This window comes from Pseudoalteromonas sp. GutCa3, assembly GCF_002836155.1.
Classification (GTDB): Bacteria; Pseudomonadota; Gammaproteobacteria; order Enterobacterales; family Alteromonadaceae; genus Pseudoalteromonas; species Pseudoalteromonas arctica.
In genome coordinates, this window is sequence record NZ_PJBK01000102.1 from 50,175 (window position 1) to 68,136 (window position 17,962).

At 38.7% G+C, this 17,962-nt stretch carries 12 protein-coding genes and 1 pseudogene; 9 read left to right on the forward strand and 4 right to left on the reverse strand.

Annotated elements, in window-relative coordinates; genetic code table 11:
* Window position 1 precedes the first annotated feature (1 nt).
* On the reverse strand, window positions 2-2,446 hold the full coding sequence (locus CXF64_RS19435) for a tellurite resistance TerB family protein (protein WP_101217830.1): 2,445 nt from the start codon (window positions 2,444-2,446) through the stop codon (window positions 2-4).
* Between the two features lie 706 nt (window positions 2,447-3,152).
* Window positions 3,153-3,797 (reverse strand): annotated as a pseudogene (locus tag CXF64_RS19440) (MFS transporter); the annotation flags it as partial.
* Between the two features lie 113 nt (window positions 3,798-3,910).
* On the opposite strand from CXF64_RS19440, the gene CXF64_RS19445 reads away from it, so the two are divergent.
* The 3 genes from CXF64_RS19445 to CXF64_RS19455 all read left to right on the forward strand — a co-directional run bounded on the left by CXF64_RS19445 (window position 3,911) and on the right by CXF64_RS19455 (window position 7,263).
* Window positions 3,911-4,639 (forward strand): NUDIX hydrolase, encoded by a 729-nt coding sequence (locus tag CXF64_RS19445; RefSeq protein WP_101217831.1) that lies wholly within the window; start codon window positions 3,911-3,913, stop codon window positions 4,637-4,639.
* 271 nt (window positions 4,640-4,910) lie between these two features.
* The gene (locus CXF64_RS19450; protein WP_101217832.1) at window positions 4,911-6,401 is read left to right on the forward strand and encodes a SulP family inorganic anion transporter; all 1,491 of its coding nucleotides are present in this window, start codon (window positions 4,911-4,913) and stop codon (window positions 6,399-6,401) included.
* Between the two features lie 10 nt (window positions 6,402-6,411).
* Entirely contained in the window at window positions 6,412-7,263 is an 852-nt protein-coding gene (locus CXF64_RS19455) for a universal stress protein (protein WP_101217833.1), read from the forward strand.
* A gap of 87 nt (window positions 7,264-7,350) precedes the next feature.
* On the opposite strand, the gene CXF64_RS19460 is transcribed toward CXF64_RS19455, so the two are convergent.
* Window positions 7,351-8,268 carry a LysR family transcriptional regulator gene (locus CXF64_RS19460; protein WP_101217834.1) on the reverse strand — a complete coding sequence of 306 codons (918 nt, stop codon included), beginning with the start codon at window positions 8,266-8,268 and terminating at the stop codon, window positions 7,351-7,353.
* Between the two features lie 117 nt (window positions 8,269-8,385).
* On the opposite strand from CXF64_RS19460, the gene CXF64_RS19465 reads away from it, so the two are divergent.
* Entirely contained in the window at window positions 8,386-9,009 is a 624-nt protein-coding gene (locus CXF64_RS19465; protein WP_101217835.1) for a glutathione S-transferase, read from the forward strand.
* A gap of 375 nt (window positions 9,010-9,384) precedes the next feature.
* The gene (locus CXF64_RS19470) at window positions 9,385-9,786 is read left to right on the forward strand and encodes a hypothetical protein (protein WP_010552564.1); all 402 of its coding nucleotides are present in this window, start codon (window positions 9,385-9,387) and stop codon (window positions 9,784-9,786) included.
* 196 nt (window positions 9,787-9,982) lie between these two features.
* Here CXF64_RS19470 and CXF64_RS19475 read toward each other — a convergent pair whose 3' ends face one another.
* Window positions 9,983-12,151, reverse strand: coding sequence for a 2Fe-2S iron-sulfur cluster-binding protein (locus tag CXF64_RS19475; protein WP_101217836.1), 2,169 nt, complete (start codon window positions 12,149-12,151; stop codon window positions 9,983-9,985).
* 394 nt (window positions 12,152-12,545) lie between these two features.
* Here CXF64_RS19475 and nirB point away from each other — a divergent pair, with 394 nt between their 5' ends.
* The 4 genes from nirB to CXF64_RS19495 all read left to right on the forward strand — a co-directional run bounded on the left by nirB (window position 12,546) and on the right by CXF64_RS19495 (window position 17,869).
* The gene (nirB, locus tag CXF64_RS19480; RefSeq protein ID WP_101217837.1) at window positions 12,546-15,119 is read left to right on the forward strand and encodes a nitrite reductase large subunit NirB; all 2,574 of its coding nucleotides are present in this window, start codon (window positions 12,546-12,548) and stop codon (window positions 15,117-15,119) included.
* A complete protein-coding gene (nirD, locus tag CXF64_RS19485; protein ID WP_002959861.1) occupies window positions 15,106-15,459 on the forward strand; it encodes a nitrite reductase small subunit NirD in 354 nt (117 codons plus the stop codon). The genes nirB and nirD overlap by 14 nt, the downstream gene beginning before the upstream one ends.
* Before the next feature lie 9 nt (window positions 15,460-15,468).
* Complete coding sequence (gene cobA, locus CXF64_RS19490; RefSeq protein ID WP_101217838.1) at window positions 15,469-16,335, forward strand: uroporphyrinogen-III C-methyltransferase; 867 nt, start codon at window positions 15,469-15,471, stop codon at window positions 16,333-16,335.
* A gap of 271 nt (window positions 16,336-16,606) precedes the next feature.
* Window positions 16,607-17,869, forward strand: coding sequence for a nitrate- and nitrite sensing domain-containing protein (locus CXF64_RS19495; protein WP_101217840.1), 1,263 nt, complete (start codon window positions 16,607-16,609; stop codon window positions 17,867-17,869).
* The last annotated feature ends 93 nt before the right edge of the window (window positions 17,870-17,962 follow it).

Consider the following 17,962-nt stretch of genomic DNA (forward strand, 5'->3'; position numbering starts at 1 on the left):
GTTATAACTCCCTTATCTCTTCGACTATCTCTTCGACTATTTCTTCATCAATGTATATATCACCGTCATCATCAATTACTGGTGCATCCACTAAATCAAATGACCAGTCATTAATGGTTTCTATAGCACCATCGACCATTAATTTTAGCTCACTACACATTTGAGCTACCTCTTCGCGACCCCATTGCGCTTTAGCACATAGCTTTTCAAACAACTGGCTATGAGCCTGATCTAATCCTTCAACTTCGTTTGTAGACTCTACAACTTCAACATAATCGCTTTCATCTTCATCTGAGGTAAAGATCTTTTCCAGCATATTTTTAGCTTCTGTTGTTTGGCTTTCATGAAGGGCTAAGATTGTTTCATCTAAGCTAAATTCTGATGAATTTTGACTTTTTGGCGCAAGCTGATGACTACTTGTAGTAAGCTGATGAATATCACTCGTGACAGACTCTTTATTCAACCCTAAATTCGTGTAGAGCTTCTCGATTTGTTTTACTTCTTTGTTATCGACGTTGCCATCAGCGAGCGCAATAGACAGAATAAACCGCTTCACAAATTCTATTTCTGTTTCACCTAAATTATTAAGTCTATTTTTTAAACCCGCATTATCCGATGGGGTAACTAATCGCCATGTAAGATAAGCCTTTAAAGATCGCTTTTCTGTATCCGTTAATTTCTCATCATGAGCAATTAGCTTTTCTAGCTCAGAACTTTCTGACTCATCTACAACCCCATCTATGTTTGCAACCATCACACCTAAGCGAAGTGCGACACCCACTTGGTTAAATACATGACTAGGGACAAACTCTTCCCCATGCCCTGGAGTAAATAAGACAAGTTTGCCATCTAATTTAGGTTTTGCATGGTGGTAACGTAAGTCAGGTGCAATACCTATATCAGCAAAGCTCGCTAGGTTATAAATGAGTTCACTTTCCTTTTTATTTATCGCTTTTGGTGCTGGTAAGTCTGTTTGCAACCAAAATTCAGAAACGTTTGTTACCCCATCATTTTCTAAAATGATAGCCTTAGCCCACTTTTTAAACTTTTCAATTAATGGTGATGGTTGGCTATTAGTAATAGCGCGTGGAAGTAACATCAGTGCAGCTAAGTCATCTCTACTAGTGCCTGCTTTACCTAAGTAACGGCTATAACTAGCGAGCTCTTCAGCGGCTTTATCAGCAATAGGTATTAGCTTTTTAATAGGGGCTTTTAATATACTCGGGTCTGGTAAACTATCTAGTAAAATTTTAACGCTAGGGATACCACCGCTGGCGGCAAAGTACTCAGCGTTTAACTTGGTTTTATTTGGTTTAACTTGCATTCCCTCAGAGAATTTTTGATTGTAGTAAAGTTTAAAAAGTGCATCAAACTCTACATCGCAACGCCTAGCTGCGGTTTTTAAATTGTATTGGTCTGTATTTTTGATCCATTCAAGTGCCAACTCATCATCCACTTTTTCTGTGGCAACGATTTGCTCTGAAAGGCGTAATTTAAAAAGTAGTGAATGACGCGTCTTCGGTAATGTATGTTTTTTACCTTTAAGTAATTTAGGTTTAACTAAATACATAAACTCTAAGAGATTTGCTGAATAACCCGCAAAAGAGCGATTTGAAGCAAACACTTTATGTAAACGAAGTACTTCATCAAAAATATCTTCAAATTGTTCCTCTCCAATTTTATTATCTTGACCATTCTCAACAACAAATCTTTCAAATCCGTAAAAGTACAAAAATACAAAGCCAATTGGGGTGTTGCCCGCACTTCTATCGGTTGCTAACCAATCAAGGTAGGCACCTCTAGACTCTTTAGATAATAAACCGTAGCTTGGCCAGTAGCCTAAAGATTCATCAGTTGGGAATTCGTTTGAATTAGTCCGTGGTGATATTACTGGTAAGTCTGTACAAATTAATGCTGGTTCAGAGCGATAACCAACCAATGATTCCATCACCCCACCTACGTACAGAAACCCTTTTAACTTTCGACTGTGAATAGTAACTTCTTGACCCTTGCTTAACCATTGAGCTTGTTTACCCTTATTGATATAGGTGTCTTCAGATACATTACTCTCAAAAATATTAAATGTGGCTAAATCGTCTTCAGAATTTGTCGAACTATCAGCACTTTCTATAGTTGGGGTAGATGTATTAACAACAGTGATGCGAGGTTTTGGAGTTGTCTCCTTTGAGGTTGCTAATTCATTAGTTTGTTCGTGTAATTCAACACTTACTGATGCTTTATCAATTTTAATAGATTTTATTGGGCTGATTGCATCATTGGATAGAGCAGATATAGAAGACTTAGAGGCTGACGTATTATGAGTGCCTTTTATGTCCGAGCTTGGATTATCTAATACTCGAGGCTTTGCTTTATTTGAATTTGAGCGTGAACTGGTAATTAACCAAATTATCAATATAACAACTGCAATTATAAAAATGAATTCCATGTAACATCCCTTTAAAAATGGTTGGTACCATTTTGGTATTTAAAACTCCATCAACTACTAACATATTACTAAAAAAATCAGAAATGTATAATACTGCTGCTAGCTAATTGCAATTATTCTTAATCAAACAATAAAATCGTCTTTAATAAAGCTTAATTTTGTATAAGGCTCTCCACTGATGTGACTTGACCATCAGTATTGTGCTCTTAAATTTGCAAAATTTTAAGATAAACTTGAGCTTAATCCATAGCTAGTGACTGACTGCTTCTCGCTCACTGCAGACTATCAGCTGTATTTGCTTTTTAGTTGCTTATTACACAAACTGCGCAACTACGTCTTTTTACAAAAACTACGTCACGTCTAATATTATTCATTTTCACAACATGGTCGAAAGTTGATAATCCAGTTAAAAACCAAAGGAAGACGTCGATGAAGGCAGCTTAAATCGAAATAATAAAAGTTTAAAAAATGATGTTAAACGCTATTACAAATCGTGATATTGAACAAGCGACTCACACTTTACTTAAATGCATTAATAATTTAACTATTGAGAAATGAGATAGTTGCTGCGAGTTTATAAAGTGTTTGGGTTTAGTAAAAAGAAAGCTTAACGAGTGAAGCAGTCTAACAACTCCAAAACTATTGCTTTAGTTCTATTATTCTAGTTCTATTGCTTTAGTTTTGGCGCTTATTAAAGGGATAATATTTACCCTTTCATTTGTTCAAGCTCTTTGCCTTTGGTTTCGTGTAAAAACTTAAATACAAATATAACTGAAACAAACGCGCAAAATGCGTAAAAACCATAAGCCCCTGCTAAACCTATACCGGTGAGCATGACAGGGAACGACCAGGTAATTAAAAAGTTAGCTATCCACTGGGCAAAGCCGGTAACTGCAAGGCCAGAGCCGCGAATTTGGTTAGGGAACATTTCGCCTAACATAACCCACATTACAGGGCCCCACGATAGATTAAAAAAGAACACATACGCATTAGCGGCTATTAAAGCAACTATGCCCTGCTCTCCTAATTCTAAGTTACCTGTTGAGCCAATATCTGCGTTTAAAAAGGCATAAACAATAACCGAAAGTGTCACCGTCATACCAATTGAGCCGGTTAACAAAAAAGGTTTTCTGCCAATTTTGTCTATAAAATACATGGTAATAAACACCGCTAAAATACTTACAAAGCCGCTTATTATATTAATAAGTAACGCGTCAGATTCAGTAAAGCCTGCTGCTTGCCAAAGTACCGCGCCGTAGTAAAAAACAACGTTAATGCCGACTAATTGCTGAAATGTAGCTAAGCCAGTTCCTATCCAAACAATGGGGCGTAAACGTTTTTTAAGTTTATCTGATTGTTTTAAATAGGAATTATAAAAGCTTTTTATTTGCGCTTTACCCACCTTTTATATACCCTTAATAGTCTTTATAACAATATCTTCGTATAGCTTTTTCTGAGTAATTTATGCACTATAAAACATCAAACATTTCTAACAACATTGACGAAGAATCGATTCCTGATGACTGCATTAGCAATCTAACCGTAGATAATATTGTATTTGCTATTCATGAAGGTAAGTTAAAGGTGTTGCTGGTTAAATATAATCGGGGCCTTGCAACAAGCCAATGGGGTTTAATTGGTCATTGGGTTCGTAAAGATGAAAACTTAGACCTTGCAGCTCTGCGTGTTGTTAAAAGTACGACCGGTGTTGAAAACCTGTACTTAGATCAGTTAGGTGCATTTGGTAATGTAGACCGCTACCCTGCTAGACGTATTATTACTATTGTTTATTATTCGCTCGTTCGCTTTGAAGAAACCAACCTTGTGAGCGGCGATAATGCTTTAGAGTGTGAATGGTTTGATGTAAATAGTGTACCCGCTTTAATGTTTGACCATGCCGATATTTTAAAAAGTGGCTTAGACTACTTACGCTACAAAGTAAGACACGAGCCTATTGGTTTTAGCTTACTCCCTGAAAAATTCACCCTGCTTGAGCTACAAGGAATTTACGAGTCGATTTTAAATAAATCACTCGATAAACCTAACTTTAGACGTAAGTTTCAAAAAATGAACTTATTAATAAACTGCAAAGAAAAACAAACCAACGTAGCTCACAGAGCCGCAACGCTTTATCGTTTTGATATAAACGTGTACGAAAAATTAAGAGAGTTTGGTTTTACGTATGAGTTTTAATTGCTTAAAAACCTTATTGGATTGAGGTTTACTCTTTATGAACTAACTCTATATTGCTAAAGTGTATGCGTTACTTATAATTTATTCCCATTATCAATACACACTAATCAAAAAGGAGCTTTTTACTTGAAACTTACGCCGCCCTAGGCAACCACTCCCTTTTTCATCAGCACGTTGCGTGCAACCTTAATCGCCATCTGCGCGAGAATCATTGTTATTTAAATAAAATACTCCCCTATACTTTGGGAAACTAACTAATTAGGTTTATTACATGTTTGATCACGTAAAAAGAGATTGGCTCTCTAATGTTCGTGGTGATGTGCTTGCTGGTATTGTTGTGGCACTTGCCCTAATACCTGAAGCGATTGCCTTTTCTATTATTGCGGGTGTTGATCCTAAAGTGGGTTTATACGCCTCATTTTGTATCGCCGTTATTATTGCCTTTGTAGGCGGACGCCCTGGCATGATATCGGCTGCTACCGGTGCAATGGCGCTGTTAATGGTAACGCTGGTTAAAGATCATGGTCTGGAATACTTACTGGTTGCTACCTTACTTACTGGTGTACTACAAATATTTGCAGGCTTTTTAAAGCTCGGTGAGTTAATGCGGTTTGTATCGCGCTCTGTTGTTACAGGGTTTGTAAACGCATTAGCGATTTTAATATTTATGGCGCAATTACCTGAGCTTACCAATGTTACTTGGCATGTTTATGCGATGACTGCAGCGGGTTTGGGTATTATTTACTTATTTCCGTATATTCCAACAATTGGCAAAATACTTCCCTCCCCTTTAGTGTGTATTGTTGTTATTACCTCGCTTGCACTGTTTTTAGGGCTTGATATAAGAACTGTTGGCGACATGGGCGAACTGCCAGACACCCTGCCTATATTTTTATGGCCCGATGTACCGCTAACGCTCGAAACGCTGCAAATTGTTTTACCGTATTCGATTGGTCTTGCGGTTGTGGGCTTACTTGAATCGATGATGACCGCTACTATTGTTGATGACTTAACCGATACAACGAGCGATCGTAATAAAGAGTGTAAAGGTCAAGGTATTGCAAATATTGGCGCAGGTTTATTTGGTGGTATGGCGGGTTGCGCCATGATTGGACAATCAATTATTAACGTTAAATCGGGGGGACTTGGCAGGCTTTCAACATTTATTGCCGGTTTATTTTTAATCATTATGGTGGTGTTTTTAGATGAGTGGCTGCGTTTAATTCCTATGGCGGCATTAGTTGCAGTAATGATTATGGTATCGATTGGTACGTTTTCGTGGACATCCGTTAAAGATTTAAAAAAGAACCCTCTTTCGTCAAACGTAGTGATGATTTCAACCGTTATTGTGGTAGTTGCCACGCATAATCTAGCCATTGGTGTTTTAGTTGGCGTATTGCTAGCTACGTTGTTTTTTGCGAACAAAATTGGTCGCTTTATGGTTGTTACAACTAAGCACGATGAAACTAAAAACCTAGTAACTTATGAAGTTGTAGGTCAGGTATTTTTTGCCTCAGCAGAGCAATTTATTGCTTCGTTCGATTTTAAAAGTGCGGTAACAAATATTGTTATAGATTTAACCCATGCACATTTTTGGGATATAACCGGTGTATCGTCACTCGATAAGGTGGTTATTAAATTTAGACGCGAAGGCGCAACAGTTAATATTGTTGGTATGAATAGCGCAACCGAAACAGTTGTTGATAAGTTTGGCGTACATAACGACCCTAAAGAAGTCGATAAACTACTTGGCGGTCATTAAGGAGAATGCAATGGAAAAAATAATTACCTGTATCGATGGCTCTGTCATTACACACGCTGTAACCGAAGCTGCTATTTGGGCTTCAAAAAAGTTAGATAAATCAATTAGCTTTATACATATGCTTGAAAAAATACAACAAACTAATGTAGGTAACTACACCGGTACGATTGGTTTAGGTGCCCAATCGGCTTTGCTTGAAGAAATGACAAAACTCGATGAACATCGTAGTAAAGTTTCTTTAAAACTAGCAGATGAATTACTCGACTCGGTTGCTGTACAAGCAAAAATTGCTCATATTCAAAACTATGAATTAATTAAACGTCACGGTGATGTAATCGACGCTATTATTGATTTTAAAGATGATACTCGCTTAATCGTTATTGGTCGAAATGGTGTTGATCATCGTGTTGATTTAAATGCACTTGGTTCACACATCGAAACGCTCGTGCGTAGCGCCTCGCAACCAATATTGCTTATTTCTAGAAAGTTTAAGCAACCTAAATCATTTATGATTGCATACGATGGTCGCGAAACAGCCGACAAAGCACTGCAACAAGTTATTGATGGCGGTTTATTACATGGGCTTCATTGTCATTTAGTGAGTATTAATAATAATGAGAAGAACTTAGAAGAGAAGTTTCTTAACGCTCAATTTAAGCTTAGTAATATGGGTTTTGAAGTGTCTGCAAGCTTTTTAGAGGGCAATATTTTTGACTCGTTAATGCAATACAAAGAGCAAAATAATATTGATTTGATTGTTATGGGGGCTTTTGGGCATTCGAAGTTAAGGCAGTTTTTTGTGGGCAGTAATACCATTAAAATGCTCGAAAACAACGATGTGCCAGTTATTATATTAAAGTAAGTGGTTGTTTTAAGTAATCACCACTTTAAAGTAAGCAACTGTTTTAAATGATATTTTAATGACCCACTTTAAAAAGCCTAAAATCACTTAACTGATTTTAGGCTTTTTTGTTTTTGGCTTAGCTTCAAACTTTTCAAATAAAAACTGAATAAACGACGTAACCTTTTGAGCCACAAATTTTCTATGCGGATAAATAGCAAATAAACCAAACTCAAAGGTTTTATAACCTTGCATAACCTGTACAAGCTTACCCGATGCAATATCGTCTCTCACCACTATTTCAGGAATTAAGCCAATACCGCCACCCGCTACAACCACCTCTTTTACAGCTTGTGGATTATTAACCGAAACACGCGAGTTTACGCTTGCCGTTAATGCCTCACCACTAGGTGAAACTAGAGGCCAATGGCGACCTATTTTAAAATTGCTATCAATCACCGTGGCGTGTTGTTCAAGCTCGTTAACACTCGCTGGTGCACCAAAACGCTGAATATAATCGGCTGATGCACATAAAATTAAGGGGTAACTGGTAATTTGCCTCGCAATTAAATTAGAGTCAGACACACTGCCAATTCTAATTGCTAAATCAACCCCCTCTTCAAGCAAATCAATTGTTTTGTCTGAAAGCACTAAATCAATACTTAAATCAGGGTATTGGCTCAGTAATTCAGGCATTAACGGCGCAAGGTTTGATTCGCCAAACGACACCGGCGCACTCACCCGAAGCTTGCCGCTGGCAAGGGCTGTTTGACCCGATAAGTTATCGAGCATTTCGCTATAGCTTTCAATTACCGGCACTACGCTTGCGTAATAACTTTGCCCCGCCTCGGTAATCGAAATTCTGCGCGTGGAGCGGTTAAATAATCTAACCCCTAAGTCTTGCTCTACAATGCCCACGTATTTACTAACCAGTGCCTTTGAAAGCCCTAGTCTGTCGCCTGCGGCTGTAAAAGAGCCTGTTTCAACAACCGCTATGATTGTTTTAATGCCAATAATAGTATCCATGATTGTCAATATAGCATTGACATTAATTCCTTACTAGCTCGGTTTTTCAAAACGGATAATAGTGAAAGAATAGCGTTATTAAAAATCACTATTCAAAATTAAAAAACAGGACAACCCATGAGCAACCTAACGCTATACCGTTTTACTTTATCTGGTCATTCACATCGTGCAGAGTTATTTACATCGCTTTTAAAGCTTGATGTAAATATGGTTGATGTGGCACTGCAAAACGGCGTACAAAAGCAAGCAGAGTTTCTTGAAATGAATATTTTTGGGCAAGTACCGGTACTTAAACATAACGATGACATTATTAACGATTCAAACGCTATTTTAATGTACTTGGCACAAAAATTTGATGCTAATAGAACCTGGTACCCAGAAGATATTGCTGTTCAAGCGCACATTCAGCGCTGGTTGAGCGTTGCTGCAGGGCTTGTGGCTTCAGGTCCGTGTTCGGCGCGTTTAGTTACTGTATTTGGCGCAGAGATTGATCATCAAAACGCGATAAACATTGCCCACACATTATTTAAAACAATGGATGCGTATTTACAAAATCGCGAGTACTTAGTAGGCACTCAGCCAACTATTGCCGACATTGCCAACTTTTCTTACATAGCGCACGCACCAGAGGGCGGCGTATCACTTAGTGAATACCCAAATATTTTAAGATGGTTAAGCAACGTTCGTAAACTTGATGGCTATATAGCAATGCCTGAAACAGAAGCGGGTTTACTAGCTTAGTTTTAAGTTTTTAATACTGTTTTATAAGAGGCTATTAAGCCTCTTTTTTTGTGTTTGTTTAAGTGAAATCTGCAAAAAGTGAATAATATTTTTATTTTACAATAAGTTAAAATATATCCTGCGAATGGTTTCTTAAAATGTGCAGACATTTTTATATAAAACAAGGAAAATACTTTCTGGTAAAGCAATTACACATAAATATGATTTTGAAACAGTGTAAATAAGTAATAGTGACAAAGAAAAACTCTTTATCATTTCCTGCATAAAATACAGTAAACTATTGAATGCAAATAGGATTCAAGTTATTATTTTTTAATAACAAATTAAAAATGATTTAATTTACAGGACTATTGTATATATTCAAGGAGAGAGTAAGTGAGTAAAAAACGTTCAAACGCCAAATCTGGTAAAAACATAAAGAGTGATGCCAACACTTCAGGCATGGGAAAGGGCCATAAGCTACCAGAAGGTATAAAAGGATGGAGCTGGGGCGCCTTTTTATTTAATTGGGCGTGGGCAATACATAACCGGACATGGATTGGCGCACTTGTTCTTGTTCCTTATCTTGGTTTTATCATGGCATTTGTCTTAGGTTTTAAAGGACGAGAATGGGCATGGCAAAATAAAAGATGGGATAATATTGAACACTTTCAAGCTGTTCAGAAAAAGTGGTCATTTTGGAGTGCAGCTTGTCTCATAGCAGGCATGTCCATGGGACTTATACTTACATTAGGTGTGCCGCTGTTTCACATATTAATAAATAAATACCTCAGGTAAAGTTTACATATCAGGTTGGAAGGCAACTTACCTTCCACCTTTGTGCCTATTATTAATAAAAAACAATTTCAGGCTTAACTACCGTTAAGTGAGCTTACCCACATATCTCTTAATAACGTTAAGCGGCCCCAATACTTTTGCCTCTCAAGCTTTTCAGTTTACACTAAATTAAAGTTTAATACTTTGTTTCAAAACGCTACAGCTCTATATCAAGTTCATCAACGCCTTTGGCGGGTACGGCGCAGCAAATTAGCGCCTGCCCTGTCTCTACTGGGTAACTTACGTTATTGCGATAAACCACAGCGCCTGCGTTTATTTTTACAGCGCAACTGCCGCAGCTGCCGTTTCGACAGCCAAATTCAGGTTCTAAACCATGAGCTTCGGCTACATTAAGTATAGTGTTGTCGCCTTTATTCCAGCGCTGTTCAAAGCCCGATTTACTAAATTTAATTACGGTGTTGTCTGCTTCCTCAACGCTAATCTCTTTGCTTTTATTAGGCGCTTCACTTGTGTTAAGTACTTTGCGCTTAATACTGGAGGGTCCAAATGCTTCCGCAAATATGTTTTTATCCTGCACACCGAGTAATAACAGCTCGTTATATACGTGCTGCATAAACGCTTGCGGTCCACATAAAAAGAACTCGTAATTATCAAGTGGTAAATAATACCTAAACACATCCGCATTTATGCGCCCTTTTAAATTAAAGCTTTCGTCTTTTAAGTTAAAGCTCTTATCTTTTACGTTAAAGCCATTGCCTTGTTTTTCACTAAGCTCTGGCTGCGATAAAAGTGAGTAGTAATCAATTGCCCCGCCACTCGTGTCTGCAAGTGTTTTTAGCTCGTTATAAAACGCACGCTGCTGTTTATTTTTAGCACTATGAAAAATATGCAAAGGGCGTGTATAGCGGGTTCTCAACCCTTCATTGGCAATATATTTAGCCATTGAGATCATAGGTGTAATGCCTATTCCGCCACCAATTAATACCGCAGGTTTAATGCTTGCTGGGTCAATAAAAAACTGCCCTTGTGGGTATTTAGCTAAAATAACGTCGCCTACTTTTACGTTATTATGAAAATAGTTAGACACCTCACCACTGAGTTCTTTTTTAATCGATAACCGATAAAATAGTTCATGAGGGCTCGATGACACGGTGTAGGTTCTAATAACAGGTTTGCTCTTACTGTTATTACTACTGCTATTACCACTACTTTTACTTGGTATTTGCACCGTTAAGTGCTGCCCAGCTTTAAACGGTAACAAGGTTGTATTGTTATCGCCCTCTAAATAAAAGGAGGTAATTACATCACTTTCTTTCGTTATTTTGGTTACTTTTAAAGGCTGCCAAGTATGTTTTAGTTTTTCGGCTTGTTTGTTTTTCTCAGCCTCAAGCCACGTGCCCGTCATTTTAGTGTTTGGGGAATAAGCATCAAATTTAGCACTAAACGGGAGTAAGTTTTTAAGCCATAGCCCTTTAGTGAGGGTAAATTTCCAGCCTCGGTCTGCGCCAATAAAGCCTTCAAGCGCTGGGTGCCCGTCCCATAAAATTTCAACGCTGCCGGTAAGCATTAATACATTACCCGTGTCGAAATCAGGAAATAACAAACCCGCTTTTGGGTTTAATAAAAAGTTACCCAAGGTATTAAAAAAATTGTTACCTGCGTAATCAGGAATCGTTAATGTGTTACCTTCGCGCTTTACAAAGCCCGGCAACCCACCACGGTGAGAAACATCAACACCTTCAATTTTTGGGTTGTTTTTTGCGGTTATAAAGCTTGAAACAAAAAATGTATCGGTGATATCAATTAACGTACTAGCTGCGTTATCAAGTGTATTAAATTCAACTTTTTGTACTGCACTACTTTTAACTAAAGGATCTCTATTAAACGTTAAGTCGCGCGTTTGAATATACTGCGGGCAATTTCCAAAGGATTGATCAACATTAAAACTCACCTGATTATCACTAATTACCTCACTTACGCGCACATTTAAACGGTTACGCCTACGCGTGCTTAGCTCAATGCCTAACAAACCAATTGGCGAGCCGGCAATATTTAACGTGCTATGTAAGGGGTCGTTTTTATCAACCGCGTGGGTCATTAATAACGATGTGGGTGTGGATGTGGGTGAGCTTAAAAAGCCAGGCTGTCCTGAAACAATAGATACCCACGGATCAGCGTTTTCATCAACACTGCCTGCAACCACAAATGGTAACTGCTCAAAAAAGGCTTGATGCTGCTCTGGCATAAATGAGCGCACAGCACGTTTGCCAAATGTTGCCATTATTTCTCGTTTACCGAGTTTGTCTTGTATTGCCAGCTCGCCTTCATGAAAAGGGGAAGCATCTATTGAGTTTGTGTTAGTCATTTTGATCGTAATTCGTGTGCATATTTCATGGGTTAAATTTAACGCAATACACACTCAATGATAATGGGTGTTTTATTGACTGATAATGCACAAAACAATGACAATACTTGCACCCTCTTAGTGCCAGGCGCGCACCAACATATAACAAAATAGGTTTTATCCTCACTCTAAAAATACATTAAATACTATTTAAACAATAACTTAAAAAACTGGCTGTGTTTTTGCAAACATTCTATTAACAAGCCCGTTTTACTTACGGCAAAAATTTAGGTTGTGAGCACAATAGCTATTAGCAACCATCGGCAAAGAAGCCCGCACACAGTTATGCATAATGCGTATTTGTGGCGGGCTTTTTTGTTATTTATATTTAAACCGTCACTTTAAGGAATGCCCTATGCAAACCTCGCAAAAAATACTCATTATTGGTAATGGTATGGTCGGACACCACTTTGTTGAGCAAATGCGTCAAAGCGATGCCAACGCAGACATTACTGTACTTTGCGGAGAAGCGAATCTTGCATACGATCGCGTGTACTTATCAAGTGTATTTGATGGCAAAACCGCCGCCGATTTAGCACTTACCACTCACGACAACTACAAACAGCTTAATATTAATGTGCATACCAGCCAGTGGGTTGAAGGCATTGATAGATCAGCAAAAATAGTGACCACATTAACCGGTGAGCAATACCCATACGACAAACTGATACTCGCGACAGGCTCATTTCCGTTTGTGCCGCCTATAAAAGGTAACGACCAACCTCATTGTTTGGTGTATCGCACATTAGAAGATTTAGAACAAATAAAAGCCAGTGCCTCTGTAAGTAAAAGCGGTGTTGTTATTGGCGGTGGTTTGTTGGGGCTTGAAGCTGCAAATGCTATTAAGCAACTGGGGCTTGATACCCACGTAGTTGAGTTTGCACCGCAGCTTATGGCTGTTCAACTCGACGGGCAAGGCGGTACGCTACTAAAAAATAAAATAGAAAAACTTGGCGTAACGGTACATACATCAAAGGCGACCAGCGAAATAGTAAAAGGCGAAACGAGTCGCTTTAGATTAAATTTTTCAGACGAAACATTTTTAGAAACAGACCTAATTTTATTCTCTGCCGGTATTCGCCCGTATGATCAGCTAGCTAAAATTGCTGATTTAGAGCTTGGTGAACGCGGCGGTATTATTATTAATAACCAATGCCAAACGTCAGATCCTGATATTTTAGCCATTGGTGAATGTGCCCTGTGGGACAAAAAATTATTTGGTTTAGTTGCACCGGGTTACAACATGGCGCGCGTTGCAGCGAGTCAATTAAGTGGTGGCGAGCTTGAGTTTTTAGGTGCTGATATGAGCACAAAGCTTAAGTTGTTAGGCGTAGAAGTAGGCTCAATTGGCGACGCTCACGCAAAAACCCCAGACTGTAAAGAACTTATATACCAAGACGCTATTCGCGGCTGTTATAAAAAAATAATACTAAGTGAAAAAGGCGATAAATTACTGGGCGCTGTACTTGTTGGCGATACCAGCGATTACGATACTTTATTGCAGTACATGCTTAACGATATGGACTTACCAGAAAACCCGGAGTGTTTAATTTTACCAGACAGCGGCGGCGCACCCTCGTTATCTGGCAGTGCCCTACCCGACACCGCCACTATTTGTTCGTGTCACAATGTGAGTAAAGGCGACATTGTAGGTGCAATTGATGGCGGCTCATGCGATTTAGCCTCGGTAAAATCATGCACTAAAGCAGCAAGCGGCTGTGGTGGTTGTGCGGCATTATTAAAATCAGTTGTTGATAACGAATTAGCAAGTCGTGGAGTTGAAGTAAACAACCATGTATGTGAGCACTTTGCGTATTCACGCCAAGAACTACTGCACATGGTAAAAGTAGAAAGCATTAAAAGCTTTGATGACTTACTAACTAAACACGGTAGCGGTCATGGCTGTGAAATATGTAAACCTGCCATTGCCTCTATTTTAGCTTCAACATGGAACGACTTCATTTTAGAGCCCGATCATGTTGGCTTACAAGACACTAACGATACGTACCTAGCAAATATGCAAAAAGATGGCTCGTACTCTGTGGTACCGCGTATTGCGGGTGGCGAAATAACGCCCGACAAACTCATTGTAATTGGACAAGTAGCCAAAGACTTTAACCTGTACTGCAAAGTAACTGGCGGTCAACGTATTGATTTATTTGGTGCGCGCTTAGAAGAGCTTCCTGTTATTTGGGAGCGACTTATAGAAGCCGGATTTGAGACCGGTCATGCCTATGGTAAGTCACTCAGAACCGTTAAATCGTGTGTGGGTAGTACGTGGTGTCGTTATGGTGTGCAAGACAGCGTTGGACACGCAATTGAAATTGAAAACCGCTACAAAGGGTTACGTGCACCGCATAAATTTAAAATGGCGGTATCGGGTTGTACCCGCGAATGCGCCGAAGCACAAAGTAAAGATATTGGCATTATAGCCACCGAAAACGGCTGGAACTTATACGTGTGTGGTAATGGCGGTATGCGCCCTCGCCATGCTGATTTATTTGCGACCGATTTAGACACACCAACACTGATTAAATACATTGACCGCGTAATTATGTTTTACATTAAAACGGCTGACAAATTACAGCGTACATCGGTATGGATGGAAAATCTTGAAGGCGGTTTAGACTACCTTAAAAGCGTAGTTATTGACGACAGCTTAGGTATTTGCGACGAGTTAGAAGCGCAAATGGAATTAATTACACAAACCTATGCGTGTGAGTGGAAAAAAGCAATTGAAAACCCAGATGCTGCCAAACGATTCCGCCAGTTTGTTAATAGCCCCGAAACCGACGACAACATTCTATTTGTGCAAGAGCGTAACCAAATTCGCCCTGCTACAGAAGCCGAAAAACGTGAGCAACGTAATACACAAAACCGTATTCCAGTAATGGAAGTTGAAGAGGAGCAAGCTGATGTCTTGGCATAATATTGGAACAATCGACAACCTAGTGGCTAATAGCGGCGTATGTGCATTAGTTAATAATCAGCAAGTGGCTATTTTTTACATTCCACAAAATCCAACGGCTGTGTTTGCTATTAGTAACTACGACCCAATTGGCAAAGCTAATGTATTATCACGTGGCATTATTGGCTCAATCGACAATAAATTAGTTGTCGCATCGCCTTTATATAAGCAACACTTTTGCCTAGAAACAGGCGAATGTTTAGAAGCAGAAGCAATACACTTACCGGTTTTTAATGCAAAAATTGAAGATGGAAGTGTATTTATAAGCTCTGAACCAAAAGTTACAACAGCTGTGGCTTAGGGGAATAGTATGAGTGTATTGTCTTATTTTTCGGGTATTGAAAACGTGTGGCTAAATAAGCTTGTTGCTAAATTAACGAGCTCAAATAGTCGCAGTGCTAAAAGCGGCAATGTTTATATAATTGGTGCGGGTCCAGGAGACGCTGAACTAATTACGGTAAAAGCGCAGCGATTAATTAATACCGCCGATGTTGTTTTATACGATTGGTTAGTAAGCGATGATTTATTAAAAACGCTTCCTAAAAAAGCACAGCGAGTATTTGTAGGTAAACGTGCTGGTAAGCATTCGATGACCCAAGCTAACATTTGCGAACTACTGGTTAAATACGCACAACAAGGCTTAAACGTAGTGCGTTTAAAAGGCGGCGATCCGAGTATATTTGCACGTATTAACGAAGAAGCCGATGCGCTAACTAAGCATAATATTAATTTTGCGATTGTTCCGGGTGTAACAACGGCTTGTGCTACTTCTGCTTATACAGGTATTCCGCTAACAGCACGCGATGTAGCGCGTAGTGTTACATTTTTAACGGCGCAGTTTGCCGATCCTAACAAGCAACCTCATTGGCAAAATTACGCGTTTATGCCAGGAAACAACAACCCTACTTTAGTGGTTTATATGGGGCTTTCGCGCTTACAATCGCTAAGCAACGGTTTGCAGTCAGTGTGTTGGCCAAGTAATACACCCATTGCACTAATAGAAAATGCCACTACCACTAAGCAAAAAGTAATTACCAGTACGCTTGAGCATGTTGTAAATGAGCATGCTAAACACAACCTTCAAGGCCCTACCCTAATTATGATTGGCGAAGTAATAAATCATAAAATGGCTATCAGCCCAGAGTTACTAAACAGTATTAATGTTAACGCAAGATAGATAATGAATAATGCACTTTTCGCGCTTACTACCTCCCCAGGAGTAGGCGCTTTTTTTGTTTTTAATTTGGGTTCAAGTTGTGTGCAATAACATGTTTAAATGCACCAAATAAGTTAAAAGTAATGGCAATTTAAATTATAGAAATACAGTGATAAACAAAAATTATACTTTAAGCAATTGTATTAGCTTGATTTTAAATTCAATGATGAAATTTATTAATGATTGGAACAGTGGTTGCACTTTAAAAACAAAAAAGTGTGGAATAATACCAATGGCGACAAGCAATCCTCTCACAAAACAGTTTTTATTAGCGGCTAAATATCAAGAAATACATGCCCTAAAGCAATTACAAAACAGTTGTGCCTCGCTTACTAAATTAGGCGATTTTGTACACCAGTTACAAAAAGAGCGCGCGATGAGTAATATATTTTTGGCCTCAAATCGCGAGCGATTCAAAAGCCAATTACAAGAGCAGATCCCTTTAAGCAACAGCGCACAAACTGATTTTTATGATTCACTTAAGCAAACATTTATAAACGACAACGCCGATACTGGCCATACTCGGTTATTTAATTTAATTACGTATAGCTTGCAAGCACTCGACGCATTACCCGTCTTGCGAAACCAAATAGCACAACAAAATATTAGTGCAGTGCATGCTACTCAGTCATTCACTCAGTTAATTGCTAGTTTACTCAATATTATTTTAGAGGCGGCCGATGGCGCAAGCGATCCCAAAATAACGCGCTTATTAGTCGCATTTTTTAATTTTATGCAAGGTAAAGAATACGCAGGACAAGAGCGAGCATGTGGTGCTCAAGCATTTGCAGCGAGTAAATTTACCACAGAGCAAAAACAACAACTCGCGCATTTTGTACAAGAGCAAAACCACAGTTTTGACTTTTTTAATGAATACGCCGATGCGCACCTTTTAAAATGTTTTGGCACACTAACAACACATCAGGTTAATAATCAGGTAGAGCAACTGAGAAGTTTACTGCAAAAGCTCGATGACGAGAACGCTCAACCGCTCTCACAACTGAGCGAAGTATGGTACGAGGTAACCACTACGCGCATAGATATAATGCATAAAATTGAACAAAATATAGCAGATCAGTTAATTGATACCGCAGCAATGCAAATAGCCTGTGCTCAACGTAGCTTAAATACAAATAAGCAGGTACTTAACAATATGGCAGAGCAACACATAGCCCCTACTTTTGGGCAATTAGCTATTAAGCAACCAGAGCCAGAAGTAAGCCAAAACATTGCGGCCGATAAGCTCAATAGTAATAAAAGTATGTACGATTTAATTATCGAGCAAAGCCAGCATATTAAACAAATAAACCAAGCGTTACTTGACGCTAAAAAAGTAATTAGTGAGCAAAAGGTAATTCACCAAGCCAAATATATACTTATTGAACAGTTAAAACTCACTGAAGAGCAAGCCCATAAACAGCTACAAAAACAAGCAATGGATACACATAAAACCTTATTTAGCGTAGCGCAAACAATTGTACAAATGAGCGATTAAATATGCTGTTTTTACTAGGGCATGTTGCTCTTTAGTAAGAACACTACCCTACATAATACTTATTTATTCAGTCATAAATTCCACGACCAGACT